The 15,325-nt window shown below is 61.2% G+C and carries 13 protein-coding genes; 7 read left to right on the top strand and 6 right to left on the bottom strand.

Going from position 1 to position 15,325, the window contains the following annotated elements; genetic code table 11:
* Positions 1–132 precede the first annotated feature (132 nt).
* Both N6L25_RS02840 and N6L25_RS02835 read left to right on the top strand, forming a co-directional pair.
* Positions 133–585, top strand: a complete 453-nt coding sequence (locus N6L25_RS02840; protein ID WP_271977630.1) for an Lrp/AsnC ligand binding domain-containing protein — start codon at positions 133–135, stop codon at positions 583–585.
* Positions 586–823: 238 nt separating this feature from the next.
* Positions 824–4,048: an Ig-like domain-containing protein gene (locus tag N6L25_RS02835; protein ID WP_271977628.1), complete on the top strand. Its 3,225-nt coding sequence runs from the start codon at positions 824–826 to the stop codon at positions 4,046–4,048.
* An 87-nt stretch (positions 4,049–4,135) separates the two neighbouring features.
* Here N6L25_RS02835 and N6L25_RS02830 read toward each other — a convergent pair whose 3' ends face one another.
* Both N6L25_RS02830 and N6L25_RS02825 read right to left on the bottom strand, forming a co-directional pair.
* Positions 4,136–5,596: an alkaline phosphatase PhoX gene (locus tag N6L25_RS02830; RefSeq protein WP_271977626.1), complete on the bottom strand. Its 1,461-nt coding sequence runs from the start codon at positions 5,594–5,596 to the stop codon at positions 4,136–4,138.
* Positions 5,597–5,608: 12 nt separating this feature from the next.
* The gene (locus tag N6L25_RS02825; RefSeq protein ID WP_271977624.1) at positions 5,609–7,348 is read right to left on the bottom strand and encodes an alkaline phosphatase D family protein; all 1,740 of its coding nucleotides are present in this window, start codon (positions 7,346–7,348) and stop codon (positions 5,609–5,611) included.
* Positions 7,349–7,530: 182 nt separating this feature from the next.
* On the opposite strand from N6L25_RS02825, the gene N6L25_RS02820 reads away from it, so the two are divergent.
* Genes N6L25_RS02820 through N6L25_RS02810 form a run of 3 tightly spaced genes read left to right on the top strand, consistent with a single transcriptional unit; the run spans position 7,531 to position 9,818 of the window.
* Positions 7,531–8,373: a substrate-binding periplasmic protein gene (locus tag N6L25_RS02820; RefSeq protein WP_271977622.1), complete on the top strand. Its 843-nt coding sequence runs from the start codon at positions 7,531–7,533 to the stop codon at positions 8,371–8,373.
* A gap of 40 nt (positions 8,374–8,413) precedes the next feature.
* On the top strand, positions 8,414–9,025 hold the full coding sequence (locus tag N6L25_RS02815) for an ABC transporter ATP-binding protein (RefSeq protein WP_271977620.1): 612 nt from the start codon (positions 8,414–8,416) through the stop codon (positions 9,023–9,025).
* Positions 9,012–9,818, top strand: a complete 807-nt coding sequence (locus N6L25_RS02810) for an ABC transporter permease (RefSeq protein ID WP_271977618.1) — start codon at positions 9,012–9,014, stop codon at positions 9,816–9,818. Before N6L25_RS02815 ends, N6L25_RS02810 begins: the two co-directional genes overlap by 14 nt.
* A gap of 30 nt (positions 9,819–9,848) precedes the next feature.
* Here the strand turns inward: N6L25_RS02810 and N6L25_RS02805 are convergent, their stop codons facing one another.
* Together N6L25_RS02805 and N6L25_RS02800 are read right to left on the bottom strand one after the other, a co-directional pair.
* On the bottom strand, positions 9,849–10,355 hold the full coding sequence (locus N6L25_RS02805) for a DUF2938 domain-containing protein (protein WP_271977616.1): 507 nt from the start codon (positions 10,353–10,355) through the stop codon (positions 9,849–9,851).
* A 58-nt stretch (positions 10,356–10,413) separates the two neighbouring features.
* Positions 10,414–10,650 carry a DUF2798 domain-containing protein gene (locus N6L25_RS02800; protein WP_271977614.1) on the bottom strand — a complete coding sequence of 79 codons (237 nt, stop codon included), beginning with the start codon at positions 10,648–10,650 and terminating at the stop codon, positions 10,414–10,416.
* Positions 10,651–10,752: 102 nt separating this feature from the next.
* On the opposite strand from N6L25_RS02800, the gene N6L25_RS02795 reads away from it, so the two are divergent.
* Together N6L25_RS02795 and N6L25_RS02790 are read left to right on the top strand one after the other, a co-directional pair.
* The gene (locus N6L25_RS02795; protein WP_271977611.1) at positions 10,753–11,637 is read left to right on the top strand and encodes a LysR family transcriptional regulator; all 885 of its coding nucleotides are present in this window, start codon (positions 10,753–10,755) and stop codon (positions 11,635–11,637) included.
* Positions 11,638–11,922: 285 nt separating this feature from the next.
* A complete protein-coding gene (locus tag N6L25_RS02790) occupies positions 11,923–13,608 on the top strand; it encodes a methyl-accepting chemotaxis protein (protein WP_271977609.1) in 1,686 nt (561 codons plus the stop codon).
* A 30-nt stretch (positions 13,609–13,638) separates the two neighbouring features.
* Here the strand turns inward: N6L25_RS02790 and efpL are convergent, their stop codons facing one another.
* On the bottom strand, positions 13,639–14,205 hold the full coding sequence (efpL, locus tag N6L25_RS02785; RefSeq protein WP_271977607.1) for an elongation factor P-like protein EfpL: 567 nt from the start codon (positions 14,203–14,205) through the stop codon (positions 13,639–13,641).
* 123 nt (positions 14,206–14,328) lie between these two features.
* On the bottom strand, positions 14,329–15,318 hold the full coding sequence (locus N6L25_RS02780; RefSeq protein ID WP_271977605.1) for a GlxA family transcriptional regulator: 990 nt from the start codon (positions 15,316–15,318) through the stop codon (positions 14,329–14,331).
* Positions 15,319–15,325: the final 7 nt, after the last annotated feature.

The following is a 15,325-nucleotide window of genomic DNA, read 5'->3' as shown; positions in this document are numbered from 1 at the left end:
GCCAACTGGACGAGTGTCGGACCAGTATATCCAAGGCGCCAAAGTCGCTTTGACCATAACCTTTCAAATAGCAGGCATCTTCATTATATTGAGCAGATCATTTAGTCATATATCTCCCTGAGGAGCCCAATTTTGGTCGAACTGGACAGAATCGATCACTCCATACTTCGTGAGCTACAGAAGAACGGTCGCATTACCGTGACCGAGCTGGCTTCGCGGGTTGGTCTTTCCAAAACCCCCTGCCAAGTTCGCATGCGCCGTCTGGAGGAGCAGGGCTACATCACCGGTTACACTGCACTGGTTAACCAGACCAAGCTGGGACTCAGCCACATTGCGTTCGCCCAGGTCACCTTATCAGACACCAGCAGCAAGGCCCTGGCGGCCTTCAACCATGCCATCAGCCAGATCTCGGCCGTTGAGCAGTGCCACATGATTGCCGGCAATTTCGACTATCTGCTCAAGGTGCGGACCCGCAACATGGCGGAATACCGGCAGGTATTGGGGGAACAGATCAACGCCCTACCCCATGTCCTGCAGACCAGCACCTTTGTGGTGATGGAGAATGTGAAGGACAAAGGCTTGTAAAGCTCCGCCAGCAACTGAACGGCACCGACCCTGAGCGGTATTAACCCTGGCGGTGGTACAACTTTTTACATTTCAGTTCGCACTTAGTCCCAAAATGCATGACAACATACCCAGTCGGTAGCGCACCATAGACGGCGTTCCAGACTAAAGCGGCGCGCCGGAACTCCAGCCACTCGACAAGAAAATGGCCCCAGGCAGCACCGCAAAAAACTTAAAAAAACAACACTAAGGCCTTCTTATGACAATACGATCCCTGGATTTGGGAAGGCGTTCGGCTGCGTGTCAGACACTGGACAGTCGGCGTTCCAATGGCCACGGCCACTTCCCCGCCACCCGGCCCCTCCGGTCTCAGCCGTCGACTCGATTCTGGCGCAGCCTGCTGGCGATACCAGTCTGCGTCTCTCTGCTGGCCGGGTGTGGAGAAGAACAGCAAACCATGCTGACCGGCGATGGCGAAGCCAACACCCTGACATTCAGTTTTCCACTGGACGGTCAGGCCGCCGTACCCACGTCCACCCCGCTGATTCTGCGTTTCAACCATACCCTGGACGAAGACGCAGTGGATGACTTGACGCTAACATCCGCTCATGGCCCGGTTCCGCTGGAACTGGTGCGTCTGACGGAAGATCGCCAGGGCATCGTGTTCAAACCTGAGGCGGCACTGAGTTACAGCACCCCCTACACCCTGGACAATCCGTCGGGTGCCCTGTTCGAGCCGGAGATCCGTTTCACCACCGCTCCCGCCAGCGATGGCTTGCCGATTGACCAGACCGAAGGCACCGGGGCATTTCAGATCCTCCGCCGCATTCCAGACGGCAGCGCCAATCGCCCGGTCACCGACTTCTCGGCTTTGCGCCTGCAGCTGTCCGAACCGGTGGCCCCGGCATCGGTCCGTTACGGCGACACCATCAGCCTGCTGGACGCCAGCGGCAATCTGGTAGCAGCCCAGGTACTGGTTCAGGATCAGCGCATTACGGTCGATCCCCTGGCGCCGCTGGAGAGTGGCGGCCAGTATCGGCTGGACATCACCGATGGGGTCAAAAGCCGGATCGTGGGCACCGCCCTTGAGATACCCGCTGAAGGCTGGCAGTTTGTGGCGAGCGACACTCACCCCCGCGGCCTTCTAGCCCAAAGTACCCGTGACTCCAATGGCGGACGCCAGCGTTCGGACCTCTCCGGCCTGGGCTACAACTCGGTGGGATTGAGCTCCCTGCTACTGGGTGATGACACCGCCACCGAGGCCAGCGGTTCGGTGTTTGCCGAACTGGGGTACCTGCCGCGATTCGAGGGCAGCGGTCAGAGCATCCCGCTGCGCATCAGCCGCAATTCACTGATGCAGGGTAGCCACCTGAATGTGGTGGTGGCCGGAGCGCTGCCGGCAGGCTTTGGTTCCGGTAGCATTGACGTTCGCTTCCTCACCGACGCCAACGGCTTCATGCATCCCAACCCCTACAGCGATCTGACCAGTGCGCCACGGGTGATCGAACTGTACCTGGACCTGGCGCTGAGCACCGAAAACCCGGTGGCCAACGGCGCCTTTGCCCAACAGTTGCTGCACGTGCAACTGGTGGGCACTACCATGGTGGAAGACGGCCGCATGGTGATCGATGCGTATGGCGTGATCGAGCCCGAAGTGCTGGGCCTGGACCGGGCCTCGGGGCAAATCAGCTTCCGCCTGGAAGGCTATGCCAACCAGGCCGCCGAACCCAAGCCGGAGGAGTTTGGCGACACCATCGAGCCCGGCATCCGCAGCTGGGTTCCGGGCACAGACACCCAGGACACCATCCAGCCCGGCGATCCGCTGGTGGTGTTCTTTACCGAACCGATGCTGACCACCAGTCTGCATGAGCCGGGCAATGTGGTGCTGTTCAGCGATATCGACGGCGCCGGCAGCCAACGGGCAATGGACATCGAGTTGGTGAGCAATGGCTCGGCGCTGAAGATCGTCCCAGCAGAACCCCTGCAGCGCAACGTCAATTACACCCTGACCCTGAACAACCTGACCGATCTGGCCGGCAACCCGCTGCTGCCGACGACCCTGCCCTTTGCGCTGACCGGCACCGACATCTGGGCCGCCACCGACCAGGCGCCCTGGCCCCTGACCACCCTGCCCGGCTACCCCTGCGCCAAGACAGCGCCCAGCTTACCGGCCCATCAGGGCCAGTGTGCCGGAGGCAAAGCCTCGGAAGACCAATTGCCGGTGCCCAGCCACGCCAGCGACAAACCACTGCTGGTGCGGTTCTCCCAGGACATGGACCCATCCACCTTCATCGCCGGCGACACCGTGCGGGTGGAGATCCAGCGTGACGGCCTTTGGGAGTCGCTGCCCAGCTCCGATTACCTGCTGCACTTAACCCCACGCTCGCTGGAAATCGTACCGGTGGCGGGATGGGAAAGCGGCGCCCTGCATCGCTACACCCTGGCGTCCAACGTCAGCAACGCCGGCAGCATTATCCGCTCGCTGACCGGTAACCCACTGCAGACCCAGGTGCTCACCCAGGGGACCCGCGCCCTGGCGCAGCGAAACTTTGGCGGCCCGGATCTTATCAATCATTTTATTGCCACTGAGGTCGAGAACCAGCTCGCGCTGCCACTGCGCAACCTGCCCGCCACCGATGTCAATGGCAATCTGAATTACGACCTTGGCCATGAGCCGGGCTCAGAGACTGGCGAGTCCCTGCCCAACGCCATTGGGATGCAGGTGGCCAATGTGTCGTCGTTGGGGTCACGGACCTCGGTGGTCGAAGCCGGCCGCGTGGGCTGTTGGGTGCCAGGCTGGTGCCCGCAGAGCCAATACCTGTATCTGACCGCAGGACTCGACGCCATTATCCATGGCACGCCCAACGAACAGGGGCAACTGGATGTGGATATCCTGCCCACCATATTGTCCACCAGCGGCGCCGACCTTTGGGTGCAGATCGACACCTCGTTTATCGACTTGTTTCCGGACGTGATTCTGGATGTGGACCTGAGCCAGCACGAACGCATTCCCACCGGCCCCCTGTTCATGCGCATTCGCTACCATGAGGACGAAGCGGGCAATCCCATCCCCGCCAGGGGCTCACTCTATAACGACGACAGTGGCCAGCTGATGTTCAGCACCACGCTCGACGTCTACCTCGATGCACCCTACCTCAATCCAAGCCTGGGGCCGGCCAACCTCACCCATAACCTGCGCGGCTATGAGCTCAACGATCTGGTGATCACCGGCCCGGTGACCTTCCTGGAGGATGGCCGCATGCAGATTACCCTAAGCAACGAAGAGGCGATCAGCATCAACGCCGACGTCTGGGGCACCATCGAGATCAATGGTGAAACCACCGGCGGCCTGTGCGGCCTTTGGCCCTTCACCTATATTTGTGGCGGCATCGCCAACGTCGCGGTGAGCGCCGACACCCGGCTGCAGCTGGAGATTCCGCCAGGTAGTCTGCGGTTAAATTACCTGTCGCCGATTACCCAGTAGTCCACCCGCCGGCCGGAGCCGCCTGCTGGCCCCGGCCTCCCTGCACCAGACGGCGGGAATGTACCCGCCGTCTGCGCCGCAGCACCGCTACAGGTTCTGCGGCAGCAAGACCTCGTACACCATCCCCAAGCCATTGGTAAATCCGCCCCGGCCATCGCGACCACCGCGGTCGGAGGTAAAGTACATACGGCGACCATCGGGCGAGAACGCCACCCCGGCAATCTCGGAGGCGTCCTGCCCCACCACCTGGACAATGGGTTTGAGGGTGCGGTCCGGCAGTATGGCCACAATCTGCATATCGCCGCCATCCTCGGCCACCAGCACATCGCCCTGATTGGTAACAAACAGGTTGTCGACCCCGGACAGGATGTTATTGGGCGCTTCGGCGGTAGCCCGGTCGTAAATGATTTCAATGGTCTGATTGATCACATCAAGCGCCCAGATACGGTCATCGCCCTTGGTGGCGAAGTAGACGATACCGTTGAAGTACCAGACCCCCTCGCCACCATCGAAGACGGTGGATTCAGGGATGCGGTTCTCGTTCTGGGGTTGGTGGGGGTTACGGGCGTCGATCCAGCGGATCGGCTGGGGGGCCGTCAGGGCGCCGGCAACTCCGTCGCCGGCCACGGCCATCACTTGCAACCTTCCGGCTTGGAGCGCGGCCCGGTCTGCGCCTTCTGGCCAATCGGCGGGATCGGGAATCCAGCGATAGAAACGGCCGTCGGGCATGTCCTCGGTCAGGTAAAGCCGGCGCTGGTTGGGGTCGATGGCGATGGCTTCGTGGGAGAAGAAGCCCAGCGTCGGCCGGGCCAGGCCCTCCCCCGCCTGGAACGGGTCACATTCCCAGACCTGGCCATTGGGAAACTCCTCGCAGGACAACCAGGTCTGCCAGGGTGTGACGCACCCGGCGCAATTGAAGGTGGTGCCGCTCAGGATGGTATAGGAATCCACGATGGTGCCGTCCGGATCGAACACCAGGGTGCCGACCTGGGCCAGGCCAGGCACCAGCGCCTCGGCTGCGTTCGCCAGGCCCGACAGCGCCGGATAGAGGAAGCCGATGGTACCGATACCAGGTACTTCACTGTTACTGATGTAGATCCAGCCACCGTTGTCCCGAGGCACCACACCTGCGCCATCGGGAAACATATGCCAGGGCCGGTTGCCAATGCCACCGGTCTGGGGGCCTTCGGCCGCCATGCCGGTGGGCTGGGGCAACTCATGGTTGATGGCCACCACCCGGGTGGTGAAGCCGGCGGGCGACCGTACCCCATATCGGTCGGCCTCCTCCAGTGGCCCCAGATTGGCAAATCGGCCCGTTAGCGGCGCAGGCACCTCGGGAGGCAAGCCCGGGCCACCGGGCAGCGGTTTGTCCCCCGGTGCAATGGCCGAATCTGTCGTACCTGCGTCGCCACCGCAAGCACTCAGCCAGGCGGTGGATCCCACCGCCCCGGCGGTATAGAACATGGAGCGCAGGAACTCCCGCCGGTTCCAGCCACGAATGGCCATGTTTTTACCCTGAGCCTGGTTCAGGCTCGACGTCTTGGTCATGGTTGTCTCCAATTAACTGACTTGCACTGGAACCCGGGGCTGAAACAGCGCCGTGCGCACCGCACGCGGCGAAGACAGCGGGCGGTCCTGATAGATCTCACTGCTGCCGCTGTCTACGCCCACCACTTTGGTCTTGGCGGCATCCAGCTCGCCGAGCCGGTCCTGCTCGGTGGCACTGGCCACGTAGTAGTACTCGGCCTGGGCGCGCTCACGGGTCACATCCACCAACATATAGCCGCGGGACTTGAGTTCGACGTACTTCATGTGGGGATTGGCAATGCGTACCGCTGCCGCAGCGAGGTCAGCCCCGGTCTCACTGAGGAACGCCTCCAGCCCAGGAGAGGTCACCGAGGGCGTCACGAACTCGGCGGCCACCGGCGACGTCAAGGCACCGCCAATTAGTGAGCTGTCCCGGTAGATTTCGTTGGCCCAGGAGGTGTGAATGTCGCCGGTGAGGATGACGGTATTGTCGATGCCCTGTTCGTGCAGGGTGGTGAGAATTCGGTCGCGATCGGCAACGTAGCCATCCCACTGATCGACATTCAGCACCGCCAGCTGGTCGTTGAGCCGGGACGGCTGGGGCAAGCCCAGCGTGTCCGCCTCGATGAGGGTTCGTGCTACATTCAATTCGGCGAACATCACTTGCTGACCGATCATCCGCCACTGCGAGGTGGACGTGGTCAATCCCTCCTGCAGCCATTGCATCTGCTGTTCGCTGATCAGATGACGGTCTGGGTTATTGCGTTCGCCGGAGACTGGGTTGTCCACCTGGGCATCACGCCCCTCCAGGCGGGTGTCCAGCATGAACAGGTCCATCAGGTCGCCAAAGGCGAACCGGCGCCACAGGCGCTGGTTGTCCACCGGCAGCTGGCGTATGGGCATCCACTCGAAATAGGCGCGAATGGCCGCCACCTTGCGCTCCGTCCAGCTTCCCTCGCTGGCCTCGGTGTGGTTCTCCGCGCCGTCGCGGTAACTGTCGTTGGCGAATTCGTGATCGTCCCAAATGCAGATCATGGGGAGTTGCTGATGCACGCTCTGAAGCTCGCCGTCGGTCTTGTACTGGGCGTGGCGCTGACGGTAGTCGTCCAGGGACACCATTTCATGGGCGGGCTCAGGCTCCCGCCCGGGGAAACTGCCGTATTCGCCGGCACCGTATTCGTAGAGGTAGTCGCCCAGGTGGAGGACAAAGTCCAGGTCAGGTTGTTGCGCCACCGCCCGGTAGACGGAAAACAGGCCATGGGCGAAGTTGGAGCAGGACACCACCGCGAACCGGCTCCGCTGTGCCGGGGTACCGGCGGCCGGAAAGGTCCGGGTTCGGCCGACCGGCGAGCGCTCCGCGCCCACGCTGAACTGATAGTAGTACCAACTGTCCGGGGTCAGGCCATCGGCATCCACCTTGACACAGAAATCCCGCTCGGCGGTGGTTTCGCACTGGTAGCGATGGACCACGTCGCGCAGCTCGGGATCACGGCCGACCACCAGCTCCACCGCAACGGCGGCCACATTGCGTGGCAGATCAGCCGTCGGCGTCACCCGGGTCCACAGGATCACCCGGTCCGCCAGCGGGTCGCCGGAAGCGACGCCATGATTGAACGCTACCGGCACCGGCGCCGAAGGATCGCCGGGCACCACAGGCTCACTGTTGTCTCCTGGCCCGGCACGACCATCGGCGGTGCCCTTGCAGGCAACCAGCGTGGTACTGAGAGAGGCCGCCGCCAATCCTTTGAGCACGTTTCTTCGTCGATTATCCATGGTACTACCCCAACGCCTGACAGAAAGAAATGGGACAAACGTACACATAGAATGTGACAGTTTAACGTCATTTATCAAGAGGGAATGACAGGTTGTCACGATTCTGCCATTCAGAGCCCTTGTTTATTGCCTATACTTCCGGCATCAATGCCGATGTCCTGACAGAAGGACCACACACGACGATGCCTCGCCACAAGCCCAACATCTACCGCTGCCGGTTGTCCGGCCTGCTGATCGTCCTTGCATTGGCCGGCTGCTCGCTCCAGTCCCAGGGAGACATCTTACGTATCGGCACTTTCGCGGCGGAACCTCATGTCTTTGTCGGCCGGGATCAGCGCCCCTCCGGCGCGGGAGTGGAGTACTTCCGCATGGTGCTGCAACGGATGGGGATGGAGGACTTTGTGTTTCGGGATTACCCGATCTCACGGCTGCTCCATTCACTGGAGCACGGTGAGGTGGACATTGCGTTGTTCCTGGCCAGAACGCCGGAACGGGCGCGCAAGTTTCAGTACCCAAAAACCTCGCTCTATGCGGCCCAGGCTGGCATCGCGGTTCGTGACGAGTCGCCCCTGAGCCGAATCGAATCGATCGCCGACCTGGCCGGCTTTCGCATCGGCGTTTGGCAGGACGCCTACGTGTCACCGATCCTTGCCCATCACGGGCTGATCCAATCGCCGATCACCGGAGGCAATTCGGTGGAACGCAATTTGCGCCGGTTACTGACCAATCGGATCGATGCCACCTACAACCCGGACATCGAGGTGCTGCGTTTTAAGGTGCACCAGCTGGGCCTGGAGGATCAGATCAGACTGCTGCCGCTGCCAGAACCCCCAACCCAGGCCTATCCGGTGTTTTCCAAGGCCGTGGCGGCCGCCTTGATTCCACGCTACGAATTGGCCATTCGCTCCGGCCAACTGCCAGACTACCGATCGTTTCTGGACCGTTATACGCGGGAAGCCACACACGCCCCCCAAGCCGCCACGAAGCCCTCTCGATATCCCTGCCAACGTGGGAGTACGTGCTAGAATCCCGCCACCACTTCCCAGCAGCCGGCCACCCTGATTCATGCTCGATGTAAAATCACTCACAACCGACCTCATCCGGGCCGACCAGCTTCGGGTTCTTGCCGGCGAACGGGTGCTGGTGCAAGGGCCGTCCGGGTCCGGAAAAACCCATTTTCTGCGGGCGCTTGCCGACCTCGTCCCCTGGCAGGGGCACCTCGTGCTGGATCAGCAATCGAGCCTCGACGTCAGCGCCCCGCAATGGCGTCAACAGGTGATGCTGGTGGCGGCAGACAGCCATTGGTGGCATCACCGGGTGTCCGAGCATTTTCACTCGCCGGAAACGGCGCCGCTGAGCCACATCGGGCTCAGCGAAGCCATTCTCAGCCGCGATCCCCAGCAACTGTCCAGCGGCGAGAAACAACGCCTGGCCCTGCTGAGAGCCCTGGACCGATCACCCAAGGTGCTGCTGCTCGATGAACCCTGCGCCAACCTGGATTCCGACACCACCCTGCTGGTGGAGGCGTTACTGACGGACTGGTGCCGCCATCATCAGGGCCACTTGATTATGACCAGCCATGACCCCGCCCAGCGCGAACGCCTGGCGGACCGGCACTGGCGCATTCTGGATGGTGAGGTGACCGAGACAGGAGCAACAACCCGTGAATGGACCTGAACTCAGTCTGCTCGACCTGGGCCTCGCCGCGTTGATTGTGGTGGCGGTGGCCGGTTTTGTACGGCCCATGAGCAAACGCAGTGCCAACGGTCTGCTGATTGGCATGGCCCGCATGAGCCTGCAACTTGCCTTGATCGGGCTGATCCTGAAGGCGTTGTTTGACAACATCACGGTGTGGTGGGTGCTGTTGGTTGCCGCAGTCATGCTACTTGCCGCCGGCCGCGAGGTGATGGCCCGACAGCACTACCGCAGACACCGCCTGGGGGAATGGCGGGACGGTATGTTCGCCATGGCCATCGGCTCCTTCACACTGACCCTGCTGGCGCTGTTGGTGATGATCGGCCACGATCCGTGGTATCACCCACGTTTCGCCATCCCCTTCCTGGGCATGATGCTGGGCAACACCATGACCGCCATCGCCCTGACCATCAGCCGGATTCTCGAAGGCGCCCATCAGCAACGGACCATCCTGGAACAGCGGCTGGCGCTTGGCGAACCCTGGCCACAAGCCTGCCAAGACATCCGCCGCGACGGCATTCGCCAGGGCCTGATCCCGGTGATCAACATGATGGCCGCCAGTGGCATCGTCAGCCTGCCCGGCATGATGACCGGGCAACTGCTGGCCGGTGCCGACCCCATCAGCGCAGTCAGCTACCAGATCCTGATCATCCTGCTGATCGCCGCCGGTACCGGCATCGGCATCCTGGTCGCCTCGCAGCTGACCTTGCGCCAGCTGTTTGATGAGCGGCACCGGTTGCGGCTGGACCGCTATGTCGAAGATCGCGAACACTAACGAAACCGACGTTAGGGGCCATCAAACTGTCTACCCGGCTTGAGACATCAGCCAGAAACTGACGGGAAGCGCAGCGACATACAGCCAGAGGCCAAAGAGGGTGTGAGTCAGCAGACTTTTCAGTCGCGCCTGTGTCGGATTCGGGGTACGCGACGCGGCAAACCCCAGGCCTAACAGAGGCTGCATGACCAGGAGCGGAAACAGCACTGTTCCAATCCCCACCCATAGCGCGATCGCCAAAGTAGGCTGTTCGAGCCACTGTCCCGCTGTGGCGATCACCGGCACAAAGGCGAAGGCGACACCAATCAGGTAATGCGCCGCCCAGCCCACTGCGCACTCCGCCGGCTTTGGCTCTGCGCGGGCAATGTGCGGATGCCGGAACTGTCCCTCCGGCATATACAGCAACCAGCGTCCCACCAAACAAAAATCCAGTGAGGTCGTTTTGAATACCCGGCGCTGGATCACACCCCAGACATCCATCAACAAGGTGGCGCCAATACCCACCAAGACTGATCCCCAAAGATAGGACATTTCCATCGAGAGTCTCCTCGTCCTGCCCCCTTATGGAGCCACCCAGGCCCCGTTGAACCGTGTTTCAGGACTGCTTCCCATCGCAAACAAGCAGCGCCACCAACTTTCTCACCAGGGGAGTGACCATGATGATGGTGGGCAGCGCGACTGCAAACGCAAACAGCCAAGCCTTCAGCCAAATGGCCACAAGGTGGTCAACCAGGCCAACGTTAAACGCGGAAATGACCAGTGACATGATTCCCGACATCAGCAGGGACATGAAAAACGAAAACACGTAGGACGAGTACTTCACCGGTATCACGCGGCAATCTCCTGTCGGTTACTGTAGTGCGTTCATGATAAGCTCAATTTCATAATCAAAAATACATCTATAATTTAGAATCTATATTTCGATAATGAAATCATGATGGATGACATTGCCCTGTTCGTTCACATCGTTCAGCAGGGTGACCTTTCGAGTGCCGGACGCTACCTTGGCCTGCCGTTGGCCACGGTAACCCGGCGACTGCAAAAGCTGGAGCATCAGCTTGGCTGCCGCCTGCTGAACCGCTCTGCACGTCGGTGTGTGCTCACTCAGGAAGGAGAGATTCACTATCAGGCCTATGCCAGCCTGGTAGAACAGTTCGAACAGACCCAGCGCCGGCTCAGCGAAGACATGACCCAATTGCGCGGTCACCTTAAGGTCCTGGCGCCCACCAATATATCCCACGGTTTTTTCCGGTCCATGTGGCTGGGTTTCACCCGAGCCCACTCCGACATTCAGCTGGAACTGATCGTCAGCAACCAGCGAGAGGATCTGGTGAACAGCAAAGCGGATTTGGCCATCCGCATTGGCCCGCAGCCGGATTCCCAGCTCTACCAGCAAAGGCTGGGGCAAATCGACAAGATCGTCGTCGCTGCGCCCGCTTACCTGGCGCAACATGGCGAGCCAAAGACGCCGTCTGATCTGAAGGCGCACCGCATCATTGGCACCACACTGGTGTCCAGGTGGAAACTCAGCCATGCAGAAACAGGCGCCGGCCAGGAGATTTACCCCCGGTACAACGCCACCTTCAACGACACCGGTCTGGCCAAGTACCTGGTGTGCGATGGGCAGGGTGTCGCCCTGCTCCCGACCACCGAGGTCAAGCCTGAACTCGATTCTGGTGAGCTGGTGCGAGTTCTACCCCAATGGCTGGGCGAGCCTCGGGAAATATTTCTGATCTGGCCCAGCGGGAAACTGCTCAACGCTCGTGCCCGGTGCCTCAAGACCTATTTGTTGGATTACATCCAGCGCAACTTGCACTGAGCCCGGCTGAACGGGCCCATGAAGTGCCGGCTCCGGGTTACAGCCCAAGGCTCGGCTTCAGGCTTCGTCTGGGCCGGAACGCCCGATCGTCAATGCGCAGAGCCGCATCCATGATCACGCCGTTTTTTGGCTGTTGCCGCCGCAGCTTCAGTGCCCGGCCGAAAACCGCTAACTGACTGATATTTTGGCTAGCCGGATTCGAATCACCGTCTACTATTGCAATAACCCGTCAGCTTTTGCGAGCGGGCCCCAGGACTCACCCGCACCGGAGCCGGGAGGCTTTTCATGCAACAGCTCAAGAACCTGACGATCGGAACCAAAATCCTGGCCATGGCTGGCGCGCTATTAATGCTGCTGGTGCTGGTATCGAGCTACGGAATCATCAAAGTCACCAAAGTCGGCAACGAGCTGCATACGGTGTCCACCGAGGACATGCCATTGGTGGAATTGATGACGGAAGTCACCATTAAGCAGCTGGAAAAGTCCATCCTGATTGAAAGAGGGCTGCGGCTGGCGGACATCCCTCTGGCGGAAGGCCAGAGCCTTGGGCAGATCGAAGCCCGGGTGACAGAACTCGCTCAGGACATAGACCGGCAGATACTCGCCGCCAGAGAGCTGATTGCACGCGCACTCGTCCACGCGCCAACGCCCGAAATCGCAGAGGAAATCCGCTCACTGACCAGCGATCTGGAAAGCGTCGAGCAGGAACACAAGGCCTTCGAGCAGGAGGTCAGCGCGCTGTTCGGCGAGATCAACAGCGGCCAACTAGCCAAGGCCGTCGCTCATGCCCAGGAAATGGAGCAGGCCCAGACCACGCTCGACCATCACCTGGAGGCCATATTACTGGGCATCGAACAGATGACCCACCACGCACTGGAAACCGTAGAGCAGGACGAGCAGGCGGCGCTGCAGGGAATGATTGGCCTCAGTCTCGTCTCCGTGGTGCTTGGCATCACCATCGGCCTGCTGCTCGCCCGCAGCATAACCGGTCCGCTGAAAACAGCCGTCAACGCCGCCAATGCCCTGTCCGAGGGTGACCTGACCATGGATATCCAGGTCACCAGTCGGGACGAAACCGGCCAGCTCTTGCAGGCCATGAAGAACATGATCGCCCAGCTGCGGGACATGATCCTGGAAATCAATCATTCAACGGCGCAACTGGCCTCTTCGGCGGAAGAATTGTCGAACATCACTCAGCAGACCAGCGAGCAGGTGGAAGAGCAACAACAAGCCCTCAGCCAAACCGCCGCCGCAACCCACCAGATGACCGCAACGGTTGGCGAGGTCGCTCGCAGCGCCAGCCAGGCTGCGGAGGCAACCCAAAACGCCGATCAGGCCACCCGCAACGGTCAGCTGGTGGTGAACGGAACGCGGGAGGCAATCAGCTCATTGGCCAATGATATCCAGTCCGCCTCCGGCAAGATTGCTCAGCTTGAGCGGGAGTCGGACAATGTCGGCACCATTCTCGACGTCATTCGCACCATTGCCGAGCAAACCAATCTGCTGGCGCTGAACGCCGCAATCGAAGCTGCCCGGGCGGGCGAACAGGGTCGGGGGTTTGCAGTGGTTGCCGACGAAGTCAGGTCGCTGGCCGCCAAGACCCAGCACTCCACCGAAGAAATTGATCAGATGATTGCCCGCCTGCAAAAAGAAGCCAAGGAATCCGTGACCACCATGGAAGCCGGCAGGCGTGGTGCGGCGGACACGGTGGAACAAGCCGCCCGCGCCCATGGCGCGCTTGAAGAAATCAGCGGATTCATGACCGTCATCAGTGACATGAACACCCAGATCGCCAGTGCCGCCGAACAACAGAACGCCGCCGCCGACGACATTACTCGCAGCATCGATGCCATCGCGCAATCGTCCCAGCAGACGGCGCAGGGATCGCAGCAAACCGCCGTGGCCAGCGAAGAGCTGGCACAACTGGCCGGGCGGCTGCAGCAACTGGTGGGCCGGTTCAAGACGGCCTGAGATTCACCTCATGAGGACGGCTACGCCTGTTCAGGCGCGCCCCAGGAACTTGCGGTCCTCGACATTCACCTTGACGCGGTCGCCGGTGGAGATGTGCTCGGGCACCTGCACCACCAGACCGGTGGACAGGGTCGCCGGTTTGGTCCGTGCGGTGGCCGAGCCGCCCTTGATGGAGGGATCGGTTTCGGTGATTTCCAGATCAACAGTGGTGGGAAGATCCAGCGCAACCGGGGCGTCGTCCACCAGGATCACCATCAGGCCCTGCATGTCCTCGGTGATGAACAGCAGCTCGTCCTCGATAGCCCCTTTGTTCAGGGCGTACTGGGTGTAATCCTCACTGTCCATGAACACATACTCCTCGCCATCGCTGTAGGAGAAGGTTGCCGGCCTGCGGACCAGATCCGCCTGGTTCAGCATGTCGGAATCCTTAAAGGTCTGGTCGAGTTTGTTGTTGGTGACCACATCGTACATGCGCATACGGTACAGGCTGCCCCCGGCCCGCCCCTGGGGCACAGAGCGTTCGATGTCTTTGACAAAATACACGCGGCCTTCGAACTCGATGGCCTGATTTTTCTTGATTTCACTGGCTTTGGGCATGGTTTAACGCTCCACAACAAATGTCCAATTTTGATCATCACTCGGGACGTGGGCAGCCGTCCCGATCAGCGGACTGCTGGTATAACACGAAGTCGCCCGCCGTGCGATACCCGGTCGGTCGGCTCAGCGGAACCGCGCCCGATACCCCCCCGGCGACAAACCGGTGTGCTTGCGAAACAGCCGGCTGAAGGAGCTTACGTCTTCGTACCCCACCTCCCGGGTGATGACCTCAATACTGGCTGAAGTCGACTCCAGCCGCCGTCGGGCCGCCTCCACGCGCAGCAGCTGCAAATAGGTGTTAGGGGAGTCGCCGGTCGCCTGCTTGAACCGCCGCAGCAGAGACCGTTCGGTCAACCCCGCTTGCTGTGCCAGTCTCGTCAACGACACCGGTTCGCAAAACCTCTGCTCCAGCCAGTCCTGCAGCTGCAAAATGGCCCGGTCGGAGTGATAGCGTTTAGTCTGCAGCATGCTGTAGGGCGCCTGGCTGGTGCGCCCGGCATCAATCACAAAGGCCTTGGCCAGCTCCCTGGCCACCTGGGCGCCGGCAAACCGCTCCACCAGGTAAATGCCCAGATCCCACCAGGCCATGCCGCCACCGGCGCAGGCGACCGGTCCGTCCACGGTGACCAGTTTCTCCGGGTAAAGATCCACCGCCGGATATCGCTGCCGGAACTGATTGCTGAAGCCCCAGTGGGTGGTTGCCTGACGGCCATCCAGCAAGCCGGCCTCTGCCAGCAAAAAAGCACCGGTGCAGTTACTGGCGATATGTACCTGGCCGGGGTCGACGTCGACGAACGCACTCAGCCACACCACCAGCGCCGGGTTCGCCGTCAGGACCGGTTCGATGGCGGCGCCAATGGTGGGAATCACCACCAGATCGGTTTCGTCGTGCCGGTCGATATCCCGCCAGGAGCCGTCGGCCAGCAAACTCAGGCCATTGATACAGCGGCAGGGTTCGCCCTCCGCCGTCAGCAGGCGGGTCTGGAAATAGGGCGTCGGAGTGTCACCCTGAATCCGCGCCCAAGTCACCCCCGCCAGGCGGAACAGGTCGATCACCCCGGTGATGGCGCTGGCCAGCGCTCCGTCAAACCCAATGACCGAAATGGTGTTCATGACCGCT

The organism is Marinobacter sp. SS21 (assembly GCF_028369065.1).
In the GTDB taxonomy this organism is placed as follows: domain Bacteria; phylum Pseudomonadota; class Gammaproteobacteria; order Pseudomonadales; family Oleiphilaceae; genus Marinobacter.
Note: the sequence above shows the minus strand (reverse complement) of the source record. Positions and strands in the feature narration are given on the sequence as shown.